We start from the raw sequence: 20,441 nt of genomic DNA on the forward strand, positions 1-20,441 counted from the left end.
TCGTGTTGCTGATTCTAGCAAAAAAAGTGACAGGAAAATGCCAGAAAAGGTTTGTCTGCATGTAAAAAAAGCAGTCAAAATATTATTTATAAACGCTAAAAAGTCTGTGTGTAAATTCAACAATGGATACATTTACAAAGCGATAGACTGACTCAAACATCAAGCTGCGCTTCAGCCTCAGCTAATCGATATTGGTTTCGACCGCTGCCTTTTGCAAGGTAAAGTGCACGATCGGCAGCCTATATAAATTTCTGAATTTTATAAGATTTAGATGGAATGATCGTTTTCGTACCGATGTTAATCTTCACAAATTTAGACATATGGCTGGCTGGATGTGGAAGTTCGAGTAATTAAATTCTGCATAATAAATCGGCTGCCAAAGGTTCAATTTTCAGCTTCAGTTAACACCCTAAAGAGGAGTAAAAACTCTTCGCTGCCATAGTGTGCAGCTAACTCACCATTTCGATTGGTGATTTGAGACAAAACCTCAGTAATTTGTGTGAGGCAGATGTCACCCGCCTGATGACCTAAATGATCATTTTAATTTTCAAAAAATCGATATCGATCACCATGATGCTTAAAGGCTGTTGATGGCGTAGGGCATAATGCCATAGCTGTTCTAAAGCTCCTTATAACGGACGACGGTTTGCTAGCCCAGTCAGTGGGTCATGTTCTACCAACCCGCAACCATGGCAATATAAAAACGCATACCAACAAAGGCATAGATGATGACCAAGGCATACTTCATGGCTGCATGTAATAGCGCATCATTGTGATCATTACAAATCACAGTAAAGATGATAAATATGATCGCAACAGCGCACATCGAGCCTAGACAAGTATAAACATTAAAATATGGGTTTAATGCGGAACAAAAGATAAATCCCATGCAATCAGAATGATAAACACTACCCAAATATACAGAGGAATCGACAAAAAACTGCGTTATGGGATCACTTGATAAATCCCCCGTACATGACAGGGCATACAGGAGAAAAATAATGATTCCGCGAAAACGAAATTCTTTCGCCACTTCATCACGGTAGAGCGGTTGATAAATGGATTATAAACTTGACGTAAAATATACTTAATTTTATATAGTTATGATTTAACCCCCAATTTCATCCAGATGAAGTGACTTTAAGCCTTATAATTTCATAATTCGATATGCGCATTAAATAATTAGGAAAAGCGCACAATATTTTGTCTTTATTTTACAATAATTTATCTCCAATATAAGGTTTATGTAAAGTTCAACGAGTGCCTTTGAGTTTTAAAATGATTAAAAAAAAGCTTATATAGTAACTACCTGAATAATGGCATATTCAAGTCAATGCAGAAATAAAAAAACCGATCCTGAGATCGGTTTTAAAATATGTAGATCGATTTAAATGCTGTATTGCCTTATGGTTTATAGAGGCCAAGTTCAATCAAATGCAAACGTAATATACGGCGTAGTTCGAGTACAGCTTCAGGGGTTTCTTGAATCGAATGACCCCCTTTAATGATTTTTTCTGAAACAGCACCCTCTAGATGAGCACTAGTGTATGGTACGATATCATCCGTCATAATATTTTTATCTTGACTGTTGGTGTTATTTCCCATAATTGAATGAAACTTCAAACCCTTACGCGGCTGAATATTTTCAGTGAGCGCGATAAATTTTGATTGATGACTTAAGTCACTTGGTCCATTTTGGATCAAGCCATGGTCAATTTCACGAAATAAATCTTTCAGGTCTTCTTCTTGAGTTAACACATCACCCATGGCCGATAAAAAAGCTCCTGGGAGTTTAATAATTTTTCGAGCGGCTTTGGTAAACCAGCGATCTGCATATTCTGTACCGCGATGAGGTGCAGCTAAAAAAATTGCGCGGCTGAAATTTGGAATATCATCAATCACCATACGCTGCTTCACGACTGGAATATTTCGGTACTGATTTAATTGACGTGAATTCATCATTTTCAAAGCTGCTTGCGTGGTATCGGCTTGGCTGACCAGTAGTCGTGCAATAATGCCGCCCATACTATGACCGACTAGAACAGCATCTTTTTTAGCTGCGGCATTGGCGTCTACTTTGCTAAAGGTCTGAGTCAAAATGGAATAAATTTGGAAGCGGCTTTCAATAATCGGCATATTCGTTGAATAGAAGACTTGCCACACTTGATAATGTTCACGTAGCACTGAATCGCCCATAATATCGTTAGTCAGACGAATCCATGCTTCAGGGCTGCTAGCAAGACCATGTACCAAGACGATAACTTTCTTGTCAGGATTATATGGTTCAAGCATGTAGAGATGCGGCATCGTCAGTTTTTCATCTCGGTCAATCAGTGATAAATAAGCTGCCTTACCCAAGTTATTTTGTGCTAACCAAAGACCATATGGAGCAGAAAAATTGGCAGCAAGCGCATAGTTTTTATTGGCAATATTGACCTGTTCATACTTATACGGGTCGTAAGCTTTAATTTGAAACTCATGTTGATTCAAAATTTGATCAACTGTAGTTGCAGCGCTTAGAGGTTCAGCCGTTAAGGTTGCAGCTAAATAGCGCGCTTGATGGATATTAGGATTTGAACCAGACGGATATTTAAAATCAATCGGATTGATAATATATTTGGCTTTGCCTGTTTCAATCGTATGTTCTTCGGGTAAAACCACAAGAAATTCGGAGCCAAAACCATCTCGACGGGTAATTGAACGTAAACCTGAGAAGTTAAGATTATAGGTTGACATCAATTGTTCAATTTTACGATTTTTGAGTTCTGGGTAGTGGCTGAAGTCTATGTGATAGGTGGTTTGTCCGACTTTAATCTGTTGGGTGACTTCTTGCGGCTTATAACGTAGTGCATAGCTGCTAACCAATTTGGCAATCCCTTGATTATAGAAATCACGGATTTGAACTTGACGGTTATCAAAAATACGATCAGCAGGCGCACGTTTGGTTTTAAACATGTACGCATAGCTATAGCGAATACTTTTATCGAGAAGTATCAATTGTTGATCTAAGCACTTATTATAAGTGTCTTGTTCAATTTTTTGTTTTTCTTCAGATTTGTGACTACTGAGCACACCTAACTTGCAGGCTGAAGAAGATTCATATTCTATAGCTTTAGCTAAATATAATTCACTTGCTGTAGAAAGTAATTGTTCATCTTGAATCTGAGGAATTTGTTGTAACTCATCAACACAGGCTTTCGGGTCTTCTGTGCAGGCTTTGGCTTCCCGACCTGTCATCGACAAGACATTTAAACTGGCTTCGCTAAGTTTGTTTCGAGAAATAATACTTTCACGTTCATTGGCAATCGAAACATTGAGTTTTTGATTTTTGACACTGACGACCTGACATCCACTCAGTACGCTTGTACTTATGATTCCAAGGAGCAGTATTTTTTTAATATTTTGCTGCATAAAGAGGCCGCGCATAAGGTTAAGTATCTTCAAATCATACGATAATTGTCAGGATTTTCAATTCACCTTAAATGAAAAAAGACCGTTAAAACGGTCTTTTTTCAAAAGAATTTTCTAAATCGTCTGATTTAAGACGCAGCTTTAGGTGGATTTAAAACTTGCCAAACATTCCAGCGACCTTGCTTTTCAATTTCTTGAATTAAACGATCAGCAACTTCTGCTTCTTGTGGATATTTAACTTTATAGTTCTTTAAAACCTGAATGGCGTTCTTTTTTTGTTCCATGGCAATATAGTTATTTGCTGCAGAAAGATACGCTTCTTGAACACCGGCTTTCATTGCTTTGTCTAAGTATGGAATCGCTTCACGTTGACCACCACCTTCAGATAAACCAAAACCGAACCAGAAGTTTGCTTCTGCATCATCTTGGTTGATTTTTAAAATACGTTGTGCGTAAGTTAATGATTTAGTTGTGTACACAGAACCCAAATCAAGGTTACGTGCCATCACACTGGCTTTAAATGCACGAACTAAAATATCAAAAGAGGCGTTGTCTTTAGACGCAAGCGTATCTAATTTTTGCGTAACTTCCTTGAGTTTAAGCTCAAACCCTTTGCGTTCTTGGCGTTGAACAAAACGTGGTGGATAGTGACGTGCTTTACCTTCAACAAGCTGTAAGAAATCATCAATTTCAGTAATGTCGATTTCATTGTCACCTGCTAAAGCAGCAAATTTCATCGAACGTTCTTTGCTGTCAACAGTGGGGATAATCAGGCGGTTTTCTTCAAGGGTTAATTGCTTAGATGGGTCGGTTGGGCTAGTTACCACCATCTTAGTCACAGGCTGTGCTGCAGCTTTTTGTAAATTTAATTCAAAAGGAGGTGGTGCATCGTAGTTAAATGGGTTGAGTGCGTAGAAAGGTGGAGTCAGTTCAGGCTCTACAAAAATCATGGCATCTTTAGGAGCATTATTTTTAGTTGGGGCGCTTCCACAAGCGGCAAGGGTTAAAGCAATACAAGCAACTGCCAAGGGCTTAAGCGTCATATGATTCATCCATTAAATTTATTTTATAAAAAAAGCATGTTGGTCAGTCTAAAAAAACTCTGAACAACATGCAAGTTAAAGGCAATTTATTCTGATTGCTTTTGGTTAAGCTTTAGATTGAGTACTTTGAGCTTCGCATTCGCGGCGCACATCTTCAATGATTTTAAGTTCTTCCTGACTAAAAGGTTGTTCATTAAGCTGTTGCTTTTTGAACGTTGGGTCAAGGAGAGACAAACGCTGACACAAATTATTCATACGTTTTTCATTGTGCTGAATACGATCTAACAATACACGCATACCTTCTAACATCGGGTCAGTTTGGTCTTGGGTTGCAGCATAAGGCTGGAAACCAATACTTTCTGCATAGTCGCGACGACGTGTTTCCGCTTCATCTTTTGGTTTATCTTTGGTGATAAAGCGTGCTGGATTGCCCACAGCAGTAGTATTTGCAGGAACTTCTTTAGTCACGACGGCATTTGAACCGACTTTGGCATTTTTACCCACCGTAAATGGGCCCAAGATTTTTGCACCAGCGCCAACCACTACACCATCTTCCAAAGTTGGGTGACGTTTGCCTTTGTTCCAAGTCGTGCCACCTAAGGTCACACCATGGTAGAGGGTGACATCATCACCAATTTCAGCTGTTTCACCAATCACCACACCCATACCGTGGTCAATAAAGAAACGACGACCGATTTTCGCACCCGGATGAATCTCAATGCCTGTGGCAAAGCGGCTAAAAGAAGACAATAGACGAGCTGAGCCTTTACACTCTTTTTTCCAAAGTTCATGTGCCATACGATGCATGATTAAGGCATGAATTCCTGGATAAGTCGTTAAGACTTCGAGCGTATTTCGTGCAGCAGGATCGCGCGCGAATACAGCCTGTATATCTTCTTTGAGCTGCTTAAGCATTAGATTGATCCTCATTGTCTGTAGATTTTTTCCATGTTCCGTTATTTAAAGCCTGTACTCGGCTAAAGATGCCACGTAATAAGTGGTATTCCATACGATCTAATTGTATACGTCCAAATAGGCGACGCAAGCGTAAAGGTAATAATCTTGGATTTTTTGGATCCATAAATTCAATCTCTGCCAGCATTTTTTCAATATGCGGGTAGAACTGTTCCATCATTTCATGGGTCACCAAAGGTTCGTCCCATTCCATATCGATGTTATTGGTAACATGCATATTGGCATCAGGATTTGCAGTTAACTCAGTATGTGCAAGGGCGGCCATGCGCATTTCATAACAAATGACTTGAATCGCTTGGGCAACGTTTAAGACGCCATATTCAGTATTTACTGGAATAGTGACGTGATAATTGGCCATTGCCAATTCTTCATTGGTCAAACCACGGTCTTCACGGCCAAACACCACGGCAATTTCTTGCTGTTGTTCACAGACCGCTTTGAGAGACATTTCGGCAGCAGGGCGAGCGTCGAGTAATGGCCATGGGATGGTACGACTACGCGCACTAGTACCAAAGACAATATGACAATCTTTAATAGCTTCTTCTAATGATTCAACGATTTCAATTTGATCAATTAAATCGACAGCACCGGCAGCCAAAGCATTAATGTCCGGATGCGGGTAAGTCTTCGGTGCAACTAAGACCAACTTTGAAAGTCCCATGGTTTTCATGGCACGTAATGCACTACCAATATTTGCGGGTAATGTTGTATTCACCATGACAATACGCACATGGGAGAGATGTGCTGAAACCGCAGCATTGTCAGTTTGATTCATGATATTTCCAATATGTTTATTTAAAAAAGCAGTTCAAACAGCGTTTAAACTTTAAGAAAATTGATTGGCTTCTGCTTGATATAAATCCATGGCATCATCCATGCTCATCCCATCTGGCGGTGGCGGAACCTGCGCAGGAATAGAGGCTTGTTCATAACTTACCGCTTTGGCAGCTTTGGATTTGACATGATATTCGACATGCAAAGATTCTTTGCCAAAGTAGTCACGCAGCTTAGACAGTAATTCATCTAGTGGGGCAACTTTCCAGTTTAAGCCCAAATGAATGTCGGCCGTCGCATATGGATAGTCAATATATAACTGCACAGGTATATGCGTACACATATCGACATTGCAGAAAGGTAGTAAAATATTTTGGATGTCGCGTGATAGCGTTTTACTAAAATGTTCAGGTGTTAATTTAATTTGAATGGCATTGGCACGTTTTTGACGGATTTCATTCAAACTGAAGGCTTTAGTTAAGCGACCCATTGGCCGATCAAAACCTTCACGTTCGTAAATTTCACCTTCAATGACGACCACTTTTTCGTTTTGAATCACATCTTTGAAGCGGTTAAAACGTTCGTGATTCGCAGACACTTCAATACGTGCAGTACCATCATCGAGCGTCACCATCATGCGGTTCGGGAAGTTGGCAATATCGACGACTAGGCCTGCAAATACTGTAGTGACACCACGTCGTGTAGGCGTAAGCTCATTAATGCGCTGTGAAATAAAGGCTTTTAGCTCCGATCGATACACATCGATCGGATGACCTGTTAGATAAAGCCCAAGAGTATCTTTTTCACCTTTAAGACGAACTTCATCAGACCACGGTTTAACAGGTTTAGAAGGTTTACGCTGAACTTCTTCAACTTCACCAAATAAATCCATCATCCCTATTTCGCGGTTTGTACGGGCTTGGTCAGCTGCTTGTACAGCTTCTGGTAATTGCGCCATCAAGTCAGCGCGTTCTAATCCTAAACAATCCAATGCGCCACCACGAATCAATGCTTCAAGCGTGCGCTTATTGATTTTTTTTAGGTCAATACGATGACAGAAGTCAAACAGATCTTTATATGGGCCATCTTGGATACGTGAGTCAATCACAGACTGCATGGCAGCTTCACCGACACCCTTGATCGCACCTAAACCATAGACGATGGTTTGTGGATCGCAGGCATGGAAATTATATAAAGACATATTGACCGAAGGTGGTAAGACTTCAAGACCATTAATACGACAGTCATCGATCAAGAACACCACGTTGTCCGTGTTCTGCATTTCCGAGGTCATCACTGCTGACATAAATTCAGCTGGGAAATGTGCTTTTAACCAAGCGGTTTGATATGCAACAAGAGCATAGGCTGCGGCATGGGATTTGTTAAAACCATAGCCTGCGAATTTCTCCATATAATCGAAGATATGGTTGGCCGTATCTGCATCAATACCTTTGGTTGCAGCACCTTCAGTAAAGATCTGACGGTGCTTAATCATTTCTTCGACTTTCTTTTTACCCATGGCACGACGAAGTAAATCCGCGCCACCCAAGCTATAGCCAGCACAGAACTGCGCTGCCTGCATTACCTGTTCCTGATACACCATAATGCCGTATGTCGGCTCAAGGACACTTTCTAGTAATGGATGTAAGTATTCAAACTCGCCACCATGCATACGGTAAATAAAGTCAGGAATCAGATCCATCGGGCCTGGACGGTATAAAGACACGAAAGCAATAATTTCTTCGAACTTACTTGGACGTGCCTCTTTCAGCATTTTTTTCATGCCGACGGATTCAAACTGGAAGACCGCTGTGGTATTTGCTTCTGCGAACACAGCATAGGCAGGTTTGTCATCCAAAGGAATCAAGGAGATATCGACAGGTGTAGTGATATCTGGACGGGCATTAATGTGCTTAATGGCATCTTCAATTACCGTTAAGTTACGTAAGCCCAAGAAGTCGAATTTAACTAGACCTGCAGCTTCCACATCGTCTTTATCGAATTGGGCTACACGGTTAGTTCCATCTGCATCACATAGGACAGCCGAATAGTCAGTTAACTTCGTTGGTGCAATAACCACACCACCGGCATGTTTACCTGTATTACGGGTAATGCCTTCAAGTTTGAGTGCCATTTCCCAAATTTCGGCTGCATCTTCGTTATCTGGGTTAGATGGATTGGTGACAATGTCTTTGAGTTGTGGTTCGGCCTCAATGGATTCTTCCAAACTTAAACCTAAAGGCTTGGTCGGAATCATTTTAGAAATACGGTCAGCCAAACCATAAGATTTACCCAAGACACGGGCTACGTCACGAATTGCACCTTTTGCCGCCATGGTACCGAAAGTTGCAATCTGAGAGACCGCATCTCGACCATAGGTGCGTGCAACATAGTCAATAACACGGTCACGACCTGCAATACAGAAATCGACGTCAAAGTCGGGCATTGATACACGTTCAGGGTTTAAGAAACGTTCGAACAGTAGGTCATAACGTAGTGGGTCTAGGTCGGTAATTTTTAAACTATAGGCAACCAAGGAACCTGCACCCGAACCACGGCCTGGACCAACAGGGACGCCATTACCTTTAGACCATTGAATAAAGTCCATGACAATCAGGAAGTAACCTGGGAATTGCATGGTCAGGATGATCCCGACTTCATAAGCCAAACGTTCATCATAAGGCTTACGAATTTCTGGCCAGTCGTCACCACGTTGTTCGACAGGGTACAAATGCGCTAAACGTTCTTCTAAACCTTCTTTTGATAAATGTTCAAAATAGGTGTCAATTGTATGACCTTCAGGAATTGGATAATCGGGAAGGTCATGGAAGCCTAAACGTAATGACACATTACAGCGTCGCGCAATGTGATAGGTATTTTCTATAGCCGTTGGAATGTCTGCAAACAGCTCCGTCATTTCCTCGGCAGTTTTAAAATACTGTTCAGGACTGTAATTTTTAGGGCGACGATTGTCACCGAGGACAAAGCCATCGGCAATACAAACGCGTGCTTCATGTGCCTCGAAATCTTCTTTACGTATAAAATGCACATCGTTATGAGCAACCACACCAATGTTAAATTTCTTCGCAAGTTTTACTGCTTCGTGAATAAAGTCTTCTTCACCCGAGCGCTCAGTTCGTGTAATCGCTAGATAAACACGATTGCCAAATTTTTCGACCCATTCAGCTAACAGGGGTTCAGCTTTTTGCGGGTTAGAAGAGCAAAGCATTTTGCCGACATCACTTTGCATACCCAGTAAAACAATCAAGTCTTGGTGTTGATTTAAAATCCAATCTTTTTTTACGCAAGGAATATCAAGCTGTTGACCTGAAATATAACCTTCAGAAACCAACTCTGTTAGACTGCGCCAACCTTTATTGGTCATCGCTAGAAGAGTAGCTTTGTGTTCAGCATCATTCAGACGAATGGTTGAACCAAATATGGGTTTAATGCCTTTATCTAAGCACTTTTTATAGAATTTTACAGCAGCATGTAGATTTGAAAGGTCAGTAATGGCCAGAGCGGGCATTTCATCTGCAGCTGCAGCTTTTACAAGATCAGGTATACGTACAATAGATTCAGTAATGGAAAATTCTGTAAAAATACCAAGATGTACAAAGTGCATAGATGAGTCCCTGCGAAAACAGCTGCTGATTTTAGCATGCTCTGAGATCAAACTTGCGTTTATTGCATGGCTTTATGCAGATTTATAAATTCACTGTTTAATCAATAAACGCTGTATGACAAGCACCATTTAGCAAGCAATACCTTGATTAACTGAAAAGGCAGTTAATTTGCCATTTTTAAAGTGGAAGGCTAGATTGCCAATATAGGGTAAATCATAATTTTGCGGCTCTTTCAGCACGGATTTGGCATGAGTAGGTGAGAGTAAAATCACGTAAGTAACTTCATTTGGATTGGCTAATTTTGCACTTTTGGGGAAGTCTTTTACAAATTGTTGAAAGTTATATTGGCTTGTTAAGTTTTTTGACCCAATTTGAATTTTATCGCGTATTTGCATGGAGTTATGCCATTCCATCCAAACAGCCCCTTTTGTTTGTCCAAGTTGGGCGAAGCTGCTTTTATTTTTATAGAATGAATCATTTTTAACTTGAGGATTGTCCTCTGCATAAATTTCAAATTTTAGAAATTTACCTTTTGATGTGACATGAAATTCAGTATTGCCGGTACATTCTGAATATTCATATTTAAGCTTTACTGGATTTTTGCTGATTAATGCATTTGCTTTTGATGCAGGCAAGGGTAAGACTAAGTCAATATCATTTACTTTAATACTAGTCACATAGTTATAATCAGCAATGGATGCAGATGTTGCTGAAGTGATCAATATTGCTGTTGTGAAAAAAATTTAAGCGGAAAATTTTTGCTGTCAGTGTTGTTTGCATGGGGAATATAAAATCCTGTTCTTTTGATATTTTGTACTCATTCAAGTTTTTGTAAACGTAATATTGAAGGTTATATTTTAAATTTTATGGTGTTGCTAATTTGCCGTCAAAATAATTTAAAACTAAAAAAATTTTGGTTTAATTGCGGCATTAAAAACTAAATTTTAGAATCTAAGAAACTAAAAAGCCCTCCGAGGAGAGCTTAAATATATGAATTATGCAGGCTTAGCGCAGTTTCGATAACCAGTCCCCCAGACTTTGAACAATTTGTACCAAAATCAACAATACAATGACGGTCATGATGACCACGCTACTATCAAAACGTTGATAACCATAAGAAATGGCAAGATCACCGATACCGCCTGCACCTACTGCACCCGCCATGGCTGTTGCGCCAATTAAGCTAATGGTTGCAGTCGTTAAGTTTAAAATCAAAGAGCTACGAGACTCTGGTAGCACAAATTTAGTAATGATTTGCAGCGGAGATGCACCCATCGCTTGAGCAGACTCAATAATGCCGTCATTCACTTCAAGCAACGATGTTTCAATCAGACGACCAATGTAAGGACCAACATAGATTGTGAGAGGAACAATTGCAGCCCAAGTCCCGATGGAAGTCCCTACAATGACTTTGGTTAAAGGAATGACCGCAATCAAGAGGATAATAAATGGCAATGAACGCAGCGCATTCACAATCGGGTTCAAACCATGGTAGATGACACGGTTAGGCAAAATGCCTTGTGGACGTGAGACATATAAAATCACAGCCTGGATAAAACCCCATATACAGCCGAAGAGCATGGCAAAGAACACCATGTGAAAAGTTTCTTGTAGGGCAGTGACGAACTGATCCATAGACAAAGAACTTTTCCAAAAGGGTGCTGTAATTTGAGTCAGCCATTGAACAATTAAATCTCTCATTGCTGAACTCCTGCTTGAGTGACTTCAACGCCATGTTGTTCTAAGAACGCCACCGCTTGTTGAATCAATGCTGCATCACCTAATAGCTGAACGAACATTTGTCCAATCACCGCACCATTAATTTCAGTCATATTGGCAAACAAAATATTCAAGCTAATATCAAACTGTTTAATTACCGCTTGAATGACGGTTTCCTGTGCCGAACTGCCCAGAAATTTTAAACAATAAATACTGTTATGGTTTTGATTTTCTAGATTATTTAAAATAGTAACAGGAAGCTGTTGCTGCAATACAGTTTGAATAAAGTTTTTGGTTGTATTGTGTTTTGGCTGACTAAAAATCTCTAAGGTTGAGCCATGTTCGATGATTTTCCCTTGTTCCATCACCGCAACATAATCACAAACAGATTCAATCACATCCATTTCATGGGTGACCATCACAATAGTAATGCCTTGTTCTTGATTGATTTTCTTTAATAACGCCAATACCGACTTGGTGGTTTGCGGATCGAGAGCAGATGTTGCTTCATCACACAGTAAAATTTTAGGATGATTGGCAAGCGCACGGGCAATCCCGACACGTTGTTTTTGGCCACCAGAGAGCTCATCTGGATAGGCATTTTTCTTATGTTTTAGGTCAATAAATTCGAGCAACTCTTTTAAACGTTTTTGGCGTTCAGCTTTAGACACACCTAAAAGTTTAAGCGGCATTTCAATATTTTCTGCAACTGTTTTGGTTTGCAGTAAATTGAAGTGCTGGAAGATCATGCCAATATTGGTTCTTTCTTGACGTAGCTCTGCCGAATTTAAAGCAGTAAAGTCTTTATCATGAATAATAATTTGCCCTTCACTAGGACGTTCTAGCAAATTAATTAAACGGATTAAGGTACTTTTGCCTGCACCACTGTAGCCAATTAGACCGAAAATACAGCCATCTGGAATGTCCAGATTAATCTGATCCAGTGCTGTAACGGTTTGGCCTTTTAGCTCAAAATGCTTGGAGATATTTTTAAATTGGATCATAGCGTCAAAAAAGGTTCAGAAATGAAAAAACAGGCAAAGTAAACTTTGCCTGTTTATTTGAAGAAATTATATTACTATTTTGCTTCAGTGAGGTAGCTAGTTGGTTTATTTACATCAATTTTAGTACCACCAAAATGTTCATCGATGTAAGCTTTAACTGCTGGAGTGTGATAAAGCGCGCCTACTTTTTGTAGAACTGGGTCATTTTGACGGTCAGCAGCAACAGCAAGAATGTTCACGTTCATTTTTGTACTTTGGTCGATTGGCTCATAGTAAACCGCATCTTTCAGTACGTTTAAACCACCTTCCATCGCAAGGGTATTACCCAAAACAATCGCATCAACTTCGTCTTTAACACGGACAGCAGTCGCCATTTGAATTGGTTTGATTACGATTTTTTTCGCATTTTCAGTTATGTCAGCAGGTGTGCCTTTTACATCGTCAAAATCAGCTTTAAGTTTGATTAAGCCAGCAGATTGAAGTAGCAACAATGCACGTGATTCGTTTGCGCCATCATTTGGAATCGCGATTGTTGCACCTGTTTTGAACTCTTCAAGTTTTTTGACTTTGCTTGAATAGATACCCATTGGCTCTAAATAAGTAGTCGAAAGCGGTGCGATTTTATCTTTATTGTTGTCATTAAACGCAACCATATAGGCATATGACTGGAATGCATTAACATCAATTTCTTTGTTCGCTACAGCAGTGTTCATAGACACATAGTCAGTAAAGTTTTTCACTTCAAGTTTAATGCCAGCTTCTTTGGTTTCAGGAAGCGTAGCAATATAGCGCCAAATATCAGCATCTGAACCAGTCGAAGCCATGGTAACAGTTTGCACTTCTGCAGTGTCTTTTTGTTGTGCGGCGTCAGTTGCAGGAGCTTCTTGTTTACCACAGCCTGAAAGGCCCACAGATAAACCGAGAACTAATCCTAGGAGCTTTTTCATATATTCACCCGAGTAAATTTATAAAATTAATAAATTCACAAATCATATTATGGAGAGATTTACTTAAGTCTTTTATCAGACAGGCTGATAGATGCTTAATAATTTAAAATGCTACACAGACTTATACAATTAGATCTGAGTCTATTTCCAAATGGGAAAAGATAGCCATTGCAAGCTGCTGTAAACAAAAGATTTAATAAAGCAAATCTCTATATTTCGCTAGGCATCATATCAATTTTTTATTATTCAATATAGTGATTTAAAAAGTTATGCTTAGCACCAAAATTGTATATGGAATATGTTTAATTAAATAATTTAATAAGTAAAAACAATATATTATTTATAATTAAACTATTTCAGTACATCATATATATAAGTTTAGGTCTATATAACAAATTTTAAAATGTATTGCTGAAAAAATGATAAAAATGAAATAAGTCCTGTCATACACAAAATTTGTAACATTCATATGTGAAAATAACGAAGTGCTTCAATCTAATCTGCATTGAAATCTTTATTGATATATTTGAAGTTCAACTCTGATTCATGGCTTTTCAAAATCTTAGATCTAAATCTGAGGAAGATTGAATCAGCTATATTGTTTAATATAAATTGCTTAATAATTGATCATAATAAATTGCTATGTGAGGCACGCTATGTTAAATCAGTTTGATTTCGTCTCAATTGCAAAAAAAGCCTACGGTTCATTGTGGCGGTAGATGGGTGAGCCATGTTTTAAAAATTGAAGATGTTAGCCAAAAAACCATCGGTGTATTTTTGTCATCAGAATAACATATAACGTTTGAGCTGCATGTGAAAGAACGTGTTGAAATCACATAGGGGTAGTGTGTTGTGCAAATTGGGGAGCAGGGCGAGTTTTTTCAATATACTTTTGGCGAAAGGTTTATTGTTCCTCAAGATTCAATTTTTAAAGTGCAATATACCGATGTTGTCGATTATGTATGCCATTTTGATTAAGCATGCTTAGAGAGGTTTGAAGTTGCTTCAGCATACACATCAAGATGTTTTAATTGCTAGTGATCGATATTGATATTTTTTCTTAACCCCGCACTTAGCGGGGTTTTTTATATGATTTAATGGATAATTTAGTTTTTGTATACGAATTCCTGTGGTAACAAAAATTAAAGTTTTTAACATCTTCCATAGCCAATATTTGCCAGAGTTAGAGTTTTGAATTTGCTGTGAATAATTATTGAATTAGCAAAAGGGGATGTGCAAATAATCACTACGTTGTATTTCATACAGCACGTGTTTATTTAAGGGATGCTCTAGGGGTAAAAGTGGATGATTAAACTCACGGACTTTTTGCATACCAATTTTTTGCATAACATGTTCGGATGGTTTATTTAGACACGCTGTAAATGAAATGACTTTCTCAAGTCTTAGATTTCGAAAAGCATGTTTGAGAACTGCTTTCGCACCTTCGGTGGCATAGCCTTGATGCCAATATTGCGGCAGTAAGCGCCAGCCAATTTCAGGTGCATCGGCTATTTCAAACTCGGGGGGATGTACATGTAAGCCGATAAAGCCAATAAATTCGCCAGTGGCTTTAAGCTCGACGGCATATAAACCCCAACCACGTGTTTCTATTGCATCGCGTAGGCGTTGCATAAATGCAGTGGCTTCGGACGCATCAAGTTTGTTAGGGAAATAGCGCATGACGTCGTCGTCTGCACACATTTGGATGAATGGAGCAGTATCGGAGTCTTGCCATTGGCGGAGGATAAGGCGAGGGGTTTGGATAAAAATATGCATATTAAATATTAATTTGTATGGGTGTTTTCTTACTGAGACTAATGTAAATAATTTATAGTGTACATGATGATGGAATTGATATAAGTGAATAGTATTTGGGGGAGATGTAATTTGATTTGATGAACTAATCTTAATAGGCTTTTACATATATTTAGTTGATAAGGAGTAAATATGGAGTTGCAATACAAATTTTCAGAGGATGAATTTCTCGTATTATGCCAAGAAAATCTTGGGCGAGAAAAAACAACAGTTTTTGAAGATTTATATGAAGCTCTTATTCACTTTTTTAGTACTCCGGATTCAATCTCAATAACTGAAATAAAGCAGAATTACACATTTGGGTACTATGATGATCACTTATCACTGAAAGAGTATATAGACAAAGGGAAAATGATAATCCCTTATCTTCAATTTGAGCTAATCAGTGATAAGGACATAGATCTGGATGTTACGGAAGTTAAACTACCTTCATTTATTATATTGTGTGATTTCCTTTATGGAGGAGGAATAACTAGGAAGTACAATATTAAAAATACAAAAATGAAAACCAAAAACAAAACATCAATACAGCTTCTTTCCGTTGAATTTCCACAAGCATTATTAACTAAGCTTTATTCACGAATGACACCACCAAAAAGTTTATTACCATCAAAATTAGGCTTTTATGAGTGGCGGCAGACTTTCTATAACAAAATGACGGGAGAAAGTTTCTTTTGCTCATGTTTTAAGGATGCTCTTGCCCAAAATCAGATTGGGTTGGCTGTACGCCACACTCACCTTAAAAATGCGTTAGAACATAAATCTGTTAAAGTTTCGATTTGCCATATCTGCACCAATACCAATTCAGATTTAATCTATTGCCACAAAATGTATGGCTCGGCTTTTAAAGCTAAATATGGCGCTTACATTGCTAAATACGCATTTCAGGAAGGTATCAGTGAAAGGGATGCGGAAAACCATATTAGAGAGTTAAAAGGTGTTGCACGTATAGGTGAAAGGTGGGTTAATGAAACCTTATTATTTAACTATATCAATCTGCTATTTCCTCAATACACGGTTCAAAGAGAAGCATCACCAAGTTGGTTGAATAGACAAAGGTTTGATGTCTATATCCCTGAGCTAAATTTAGCGATTGAGTACCAAGGGCAACAACACTATCTTGCTGTCAACTTATTTGGTGGAGAAGAAGGTTTAAAAAGAACAAAGCAAAGGGATAAGGAAAAGCTTCAACTCAGTAAAGCAAATGGAGTGGATATTATCTATTTTAGCTACAAAGATAATTTAACTGAAAAATTAGTACAAAATAGACTTAAAAACTATCTTAAAGAACCTCTATAAACGTGTATTTTTAATCATGGATATAGATGATAAAAGCCGTTATTTGAGCTATTTATTTATAAAAAACCCCGCACTTAGCGGGGTTTTTATTTAATCAAATGAATGATTAAGCATTTTCACGCGCAATTGCACGGTAACCAATATCTTTACGGTATTGAACACCATCAAAAGTCACTTTTTGGCAAAGCTTGAGCGCTTTTGCTTGCGCTTCACCAATTGTGTTGCCTAGCGCAGTCACACAAAGAACACGACCACCAGCAGTCACAATATCACCATTTTCAAGTGCTTTAGTACCAGCATGGAACACTTTCGCATCAGCCATTTCAGTGTCTAAACCAGAAATCACATCACCATTGCTAGAAGTTTCAGGGTAGCCCTTAGATGCAAGTACGATACCTACAGTCTTACGCTCATCCCATTCAGCTTCTGCAGGTAAGTTACCCGCAATACCTGCTTCAACTAGGTCAACTAAAGATGATTTTAAACGCATCATAATTGGCTGAGTTTCAGGGTCGCCAAAACGACAGTTGAACTCGATCACTTTAGGCTGACCTTGTTCATCAATCATCAAACCTGCGTATAAGAAACCTGTATAAACATGACCGTCTTTTTTCATACCTTCAACGGTAGGACGCATCACTTCATTCATGGTTTTTTCAAATACGTCAGCAGTCACAACAGGCGCAGGAGAGTAAGCACCCATACCGCCCGTATTTGGACCTTCGTCGCCTTCAAAGATACGCTTGTGATCTTGAGACGTTGCCATTGGCAAAATGTTGTCGCCATCAATCATACAAATGAAAGAAGCTTCTTCACCTGCAAGAAATTCTTCGATCACCACACGTGAGCCGGCATCGCCAAATTTGTTGCCAGCCAGCATGTCATCAATCGCATCAAATGCTTCTTGATTGGTCATGGCAACGATTACGCCTTTACCTGCAGCAAGACCATCAGCCTTGATTACAATTGGTGCACCATTTTTTTCAACAAATGCTTTCGCTGCATCTACTTCTGTAAATACATCATAGAAAGCAGTTGGAATGTTGTGGCGTTTTAAGAAATGCTTCGCGAATGCTTTAGAACCTTCAAGCTGTGCAGCAAATTGAGTTGGGCCCCAAATTTTTACACCCGCTTCACGGCAAGCATCCACCACACCATTTACAAGTGGTGCTTCAGGGCCAACCACGATTAAATCAACGGCATTGTTTTTTGCAAAGTCGATAATCGCAGCATTGTCTAAAATATTTAGTGCAACATTTTCGCATTTATTTTCAGTTGCAGAACCCGCATTACCCGGTGCTACAAATACTTTTGCGACTTTGTCATCTTGTGCGATTTTCCATGCTAATGCATGTTCACGACCGCCATTACCCAAAACTAAAATATTCATCGGTTCATACTCCATGAATCGAAAATGACATAAAGTCCTCAACCTGAAAGCAGGAGAGGACTTTATGCAAGATTATAAATCTAGTGTATTAAGCAAAAAACTGTGCTTAATTGTCATGATCACGTTGCCAACTTAGTGACGGAAATGACGCATGCCAGTGAAGACCATTGCAATACCAGCTTCATCAGCTGCAGCAATTGTTTCTTCATCACGCATAGAACCACCCGGTTGGATAATGCATTTGATGCCCGCTTTTGCAGCGTTATCAATGCCATCACGGAATGGGAAGAATGCGTCAGATGCCATTACCGCACCTTCAACCACTAAACCAGCATGTTCAGCTTTAATTGCAGCAATACGAGCAGAGTTAACGCGGCTCATTTGACCTGCGCCAACACCAATGGTTTGACGACCTTTTGCATAAACAATCGCGTTAGACTTAACGTATTTCGCAACTTTCCAAGCAAAGATCAAGTCATCAATTTCTGCTTCAGTTGGAGCGCGTTTAGTCACAACTTTAAGGTCATCTTTTGTGATCATGCCTAAGTCTTGATCTTGAACCAGTAAGCCGCCGTTTACACGTTTGTAGTCAAGTTGCGCTTTACGTTCTGTAATTGCAGGAAGCTCACCACATACTAATACACGTACGTTTTTCTTCGCACCAGTCACTTCAAGCACGCCTTCAGCAACGCTAGGAGCAATGATCACTTCAACGAATTGACGATCAACAATCGCTTGTGCAGTTGCAACGTCTAATTCACGGTTGAATGCAATGATGCCGCCGAATGCAGATTCAGGGTCAGTTGCATAAGCAAGGTCATAAGCAGCTTGGATGCCGTCTAGAGAAACTGCCACACCACATGGGTTCGCGTGTTTTACGATGACACATGCAGGCTTAGCAAATGATTTTACACATTCAAGTGCTGCGTCAGTGTCTGCGATGTTGTTATAAGAGAGTTCTTTACCTTGAAGTTGTTTCGCAGTAGAAACAGATGCTTCAGTTGCTGTGTCTTCTACATAGAAAGCAGCAGACTGATGTGGGTTTTCGCCGTAACGTAAATCTTGAACTTTATTTAATTGTGTATTGAAAGTACGCGCAAATTTATCTGCTTGACCTTCTTCCTTACCTACGCGTGCGCCTAAGTAAGAAGCAATCATACCGTCGTATTGTGCAGTATGTTCAAATGCTTTAACCGCTAAGTCAAAACGAGTTGCATGTGAAAGTGAACCTTCAGCTTTTAACTCTTCAACAACAGTTCCATAGTCAGATGCATTTACTACGATACCAACCGATGCATGGTTTTTCGCAGCAGCACGAACCATTGTTGGACCACCGATGTCGATATTTTCGATTGCATCAGCAAGTGAGCAGTTCGGTTTTGCCACAGTCGCAGCGAAAGGATAAAGGTTAACAACTACCAGATCGATTGCATCGATGTTGTGTTCAGCCATCACAGCTTCGTCTAGACCGCGACGAGCTAAGATACCACCATGAATTTTCGGATGTAGCGTTTTTACACGGCCGTCCATCATCTCTGGGAAACCTGTGTGCTCTGAAACTTCAACTACGGCAACATTATTGTCTTTCAACAATTTGTATGTTCCGCCAGTAGATAAAATTTCTACCCCTAGAGCAGCAAGTTCTTGTGCAAATTCAACAATTCCAGTCTTGTCAGACACAGAGATTAAAGCGCGTTTAATAGTCATGATCTTCGTCACAGTTTTCAAGGAACAGATTAAAACAAAATTAGCAAAATGCAGGTTAAAAAAAATGCCTGCGGAAGCCGCAAGCATTTTATCATTTATTCACTCATTAAACCGTGAGCTTTCAACTTTTTACGTAAAGTACCACGGTTTAAGCCGAGAATCTCAGCAGCGCGGGTTTGATTACCACGTGTATATTCAAGAACTACAGATAGAAGAGGCTTCTCCATTTCCGCCAGCACCATATCGTATACCTGAGATGGTTGCTCGCCTTGCAATTGTGCAAAGTAATGGCGAACTGCGCGATCTACGTGAATACGAAGAGCGACATCAGATTGTGCAGTAAAAATAGGAGATTTGCTATTCATGCGAATTAATCCGAAAAATCAAATATCACTTGGGTAAAGTGATTTGTTAAAAGTGGTCTATAAACTTGAATGAACTCCGTTTTAGTTCCTAATGCGGAGTTCTAAAACTTGTACATTACTTGTAGCTTGACACAACTCGCAAAATTGTTCGAAAAATAAGCGTAACAATAGATTAATAATTGTTACAGCCTAAAAAACAAACAAAAAATCTACTCAATACGCAATAAATATTAAAGCGCACGGTTGGGATTGTATTTGTTGTGAAAAATTAGCGAGGAGTTTGCAGCACAAAGCTTTCGTGGCGCGTATCATACCATTGTCTAGGAAAAAGTGAGCAAGAAAACTGCATTTTTTTTATGTTTTTTT

At 39.3% G+C, this 20,441-nt stretch carries 16 protein-coding genes and 1 pseudogene; 2 read left to right on the forward strand and 15 right to left on the reverse strand.

Annotation, left to right across the window (positions count from 1 at the left end; translation table 11 throughout):
- Positions 1-384 precede the first annotated feature (384 nt).
- The 11 genes and pseudogenes from FTU34_RS17835 to FTU34_RS03910 form a co-directional block, all read right to left on the reverse strand.
- Positions 385-528, reverse strand: a pseudogene (locus tag FTU34_RS17835) (diguanylate cyclase domain-containing protein); the annotation flags it as partial.
- A 145-nt stretch (positions 529-673) separates the two neighbouring features.
- The gene (locus tag FTU34_RS17840) at positions 674-889 is read right to left on the reverse strand and encodes a hypothetical protein (RefSeq protein WP_257226210.1); all 216 of its coding nucleotides are present in this window, start codon (positions 887-889) and stop codon (positions 674-676) included.
- A gap of 515 nt (positions 890-1,404) precedes the next feature.
- Entirely contained in the window at positions 1,405-3,411 is a 2,007-nt protein-coding gene (locus FTU34_RS03870) for a triacylglycerol lipase (protein ID WP_180034849.1), read from the reverse strand.
- A 128-nt stretch (positions 3,412-3,539) separates the two neighbouring features.
- The gene (locus FTU34_RS03875; RefSeq protein ID WP_078193555.1) at positions 3,540-4,454 is read right to left on the reverse strand and encodes an ABUW_2363 family tetratricopeptide repeat lipoprotein; all 915 of its coding nucleotides are present in this window, start codon (positions 4,452-4,454) and stop codon (positions 3,540-3,542) included.
- A 105-nt stretch (positions 4,455-4,559) separates the two neighbouring features.
- On the reverse strand, positions 4,560-5,369 hold the full coding sequence (gene cysE / locus FTU34_RS03880) for a serine O-acetyltransferase (RefSeq protein ID WP_078193554.1): 810 nt from the start codon (positions 5,367-5,369) through the stop codon (positions 4,560-4,562).
- Positions 5,362-6,204, reverse strand: coding sequence for an RNA methyltransferase (locus FTU34_RS03885; RefSeq protein ID WP_180023821.1), 843 nt, complete (start codon positions 6,202-6,204; stop codon positions 5,362-5,364). Before FTU34_RS03885 ends, cysE begins: the two co-directional genes overlap by 8 nt.
- A 51-nt stretch (positions 6,205-6,255) precedes the next feature.
- Positions 6,256-9,828: a DNA polymerase III subunit alpha gene (gene dnaE / locus FTU34_RS03890; RefSeq protein WP_180034773.1), complete on the reverse strand. Its 3,573-nt coding sequence runs from the start codon at positions 9,826-9,828 to the stop codon at positions 6,256-6,258.
- A 129-nt stretch (positions 9,829-9,957) separates the two neighbouring features.
- Entirely contained in the window at positions 9,958-10,551 is a 594-nt protein-coding gene (locus tag FTU34_RS03895; RefSeq protein WP_218950034.1) for a hypothetical protein, read from the reverse strand.
- A gap of 283 nt (positions 10,552-10,834) precedes the next feature.
- A complete protein-coding gene (locus FTU34_RS03900; RefSeq protein ID WP_078188742.1) occupies positions 10,835-11,530 on the reverse strand; it encodes a methionine ABC transporter permease in 696 nt (231 codons plus the stop codon).
- Positions 11,527-12,552, reverse strand: coding sequence for a methionine ABC transporter ATP-binding protein (locus FTU34_RS03905; RefSeq protein WP_180034774.1), 1,026 nt, complete (start codon positions 12,550-12,552; stop codon positions 11,527-11,529). The genes FTU34_RS03900 and FTU34_RS03905 overlap by 4 nt, the downstream gene beginning before the upstream one ends.
- Positions 12,553-12,626: 74 nt before the next feature.
- Positions 12,627-13,499, reverse strand: coding sequence for a MetQ/NlpA family ABC transporter substrate-binding protein (locus tag FTU34_RS03910; RefSeq protein ID WP_180023817.1), 873 nt, complete (start codon positions 13,497-13,499; stop codon positions 12,627-12,629).
- Between the two features lie 852 nt (positions 13,500-14,351).
- Between FTU34_RS03910 and FTU34_RS18100 the strand changes: the two genes are divergently transcribed.
- Positions 14,352-14,477: a pyrimidine/purine nucleoside phosphorylase gene (locus tag FTU34_RS18100; protein WP_373686467.1), complete on the forward strand. Its 126-nt coding sequence runs from the start codon at positions 14,352-14,354 to the stop codon at positions 14,475-14,477.
- A 240-nt stretch (positions 14,478-14,717) separates the two neighbouring features.
- Here the strand turns inward: FTU34_RS18100 and FTU34_RS03920 are convergent, their stop codons facing one another.
- Complete coding sequence (locus FTU34_RS03920; protein ID WP_180034775.1) at positions 14,718-15,275, reverse strand: GNAT family N-acetyltransferase; 558 nt, start codon at positions 15,273-15,275, stop codon at positions 14,718-14,720.
- A gap of 171 nt (positions 15,276-15,446) precedes the next feature.
- Here FTU34_RS03920 and FTU34_RS03925 point away from each other — a divergent pair, with 171 nt between their 5' ends.
- Positions 15,447-16,613: a hypothetical protein gene (locus FTU34_RS03925; protein ID WP_180010138.1), complete on the forward strand. Its 1,167-nt coding sequence runs from the start codon at positions 15,447-15,449 to the stop codon at positions 16,611-16,613.
- A gap of 106 nt (positions 16,614-16,719) precedes the next feature.
- Here FTU34_RS03925 and purD read toward each other — a convergent pair whose 3' ends face one another.
- The 3 genes from purD to fis all read right to left on the reverse strand — a co-directional run bounded on the left by purD (position 16,720) and on the right by fis (position 20,075).
- Entirely contained in the window at positions 16,720-18,003 is a 1,284-nt protein-coding gene (gene purD, locus FTU34_RS03930) for a phosphoribosylamine--glycine ligase (RefSeq protein ID WP_180034776.1), read from the reverse strand.
- 132 nt (positions 18,004-18,135) lie between these two features.
- Complete coding sequence (gene purH / locus FTU34_RS03935) at positions 18,136-19,710, reverse strand: bifunctional phosphoribosylaminoimidazolecarboxamide formyltransferase/IMP cyclohydrolase (protein ID WP_180034777.1); 1,575 nt, start codon at positions 19,708-19,710, stop codon at positions 18,136-18,138.
- 95 nt (positions 19,711-19,805) lie between these two features.
- Positions 19,806-20,075 carry a DNA-binding transcriptional regulator Fis gene (fis, locus tag FTU34_RS03940; protein WP_001086304.1) on the reverse strand — a complete coding sequence of 90 codons (270 nt, stop codon included), beginning with the start codon at positions 20,073-20,075 and terminating at the stop codon, positions 19,806-19,808.
- Positions 20,076-20,441 lie beyond the last annotated feature (366 nt).

Origin of the sequence: Acinetobacter sp. YH12094 (genome assembly GCF_013419295.1) — a bacterium.
Lineage (GTDB): Bacteria > Pseudomonadota > Gammaproteobacteria > Pseudomonadales > Moraxellaceae > Acinetobacter > Acinetobacter amyesii.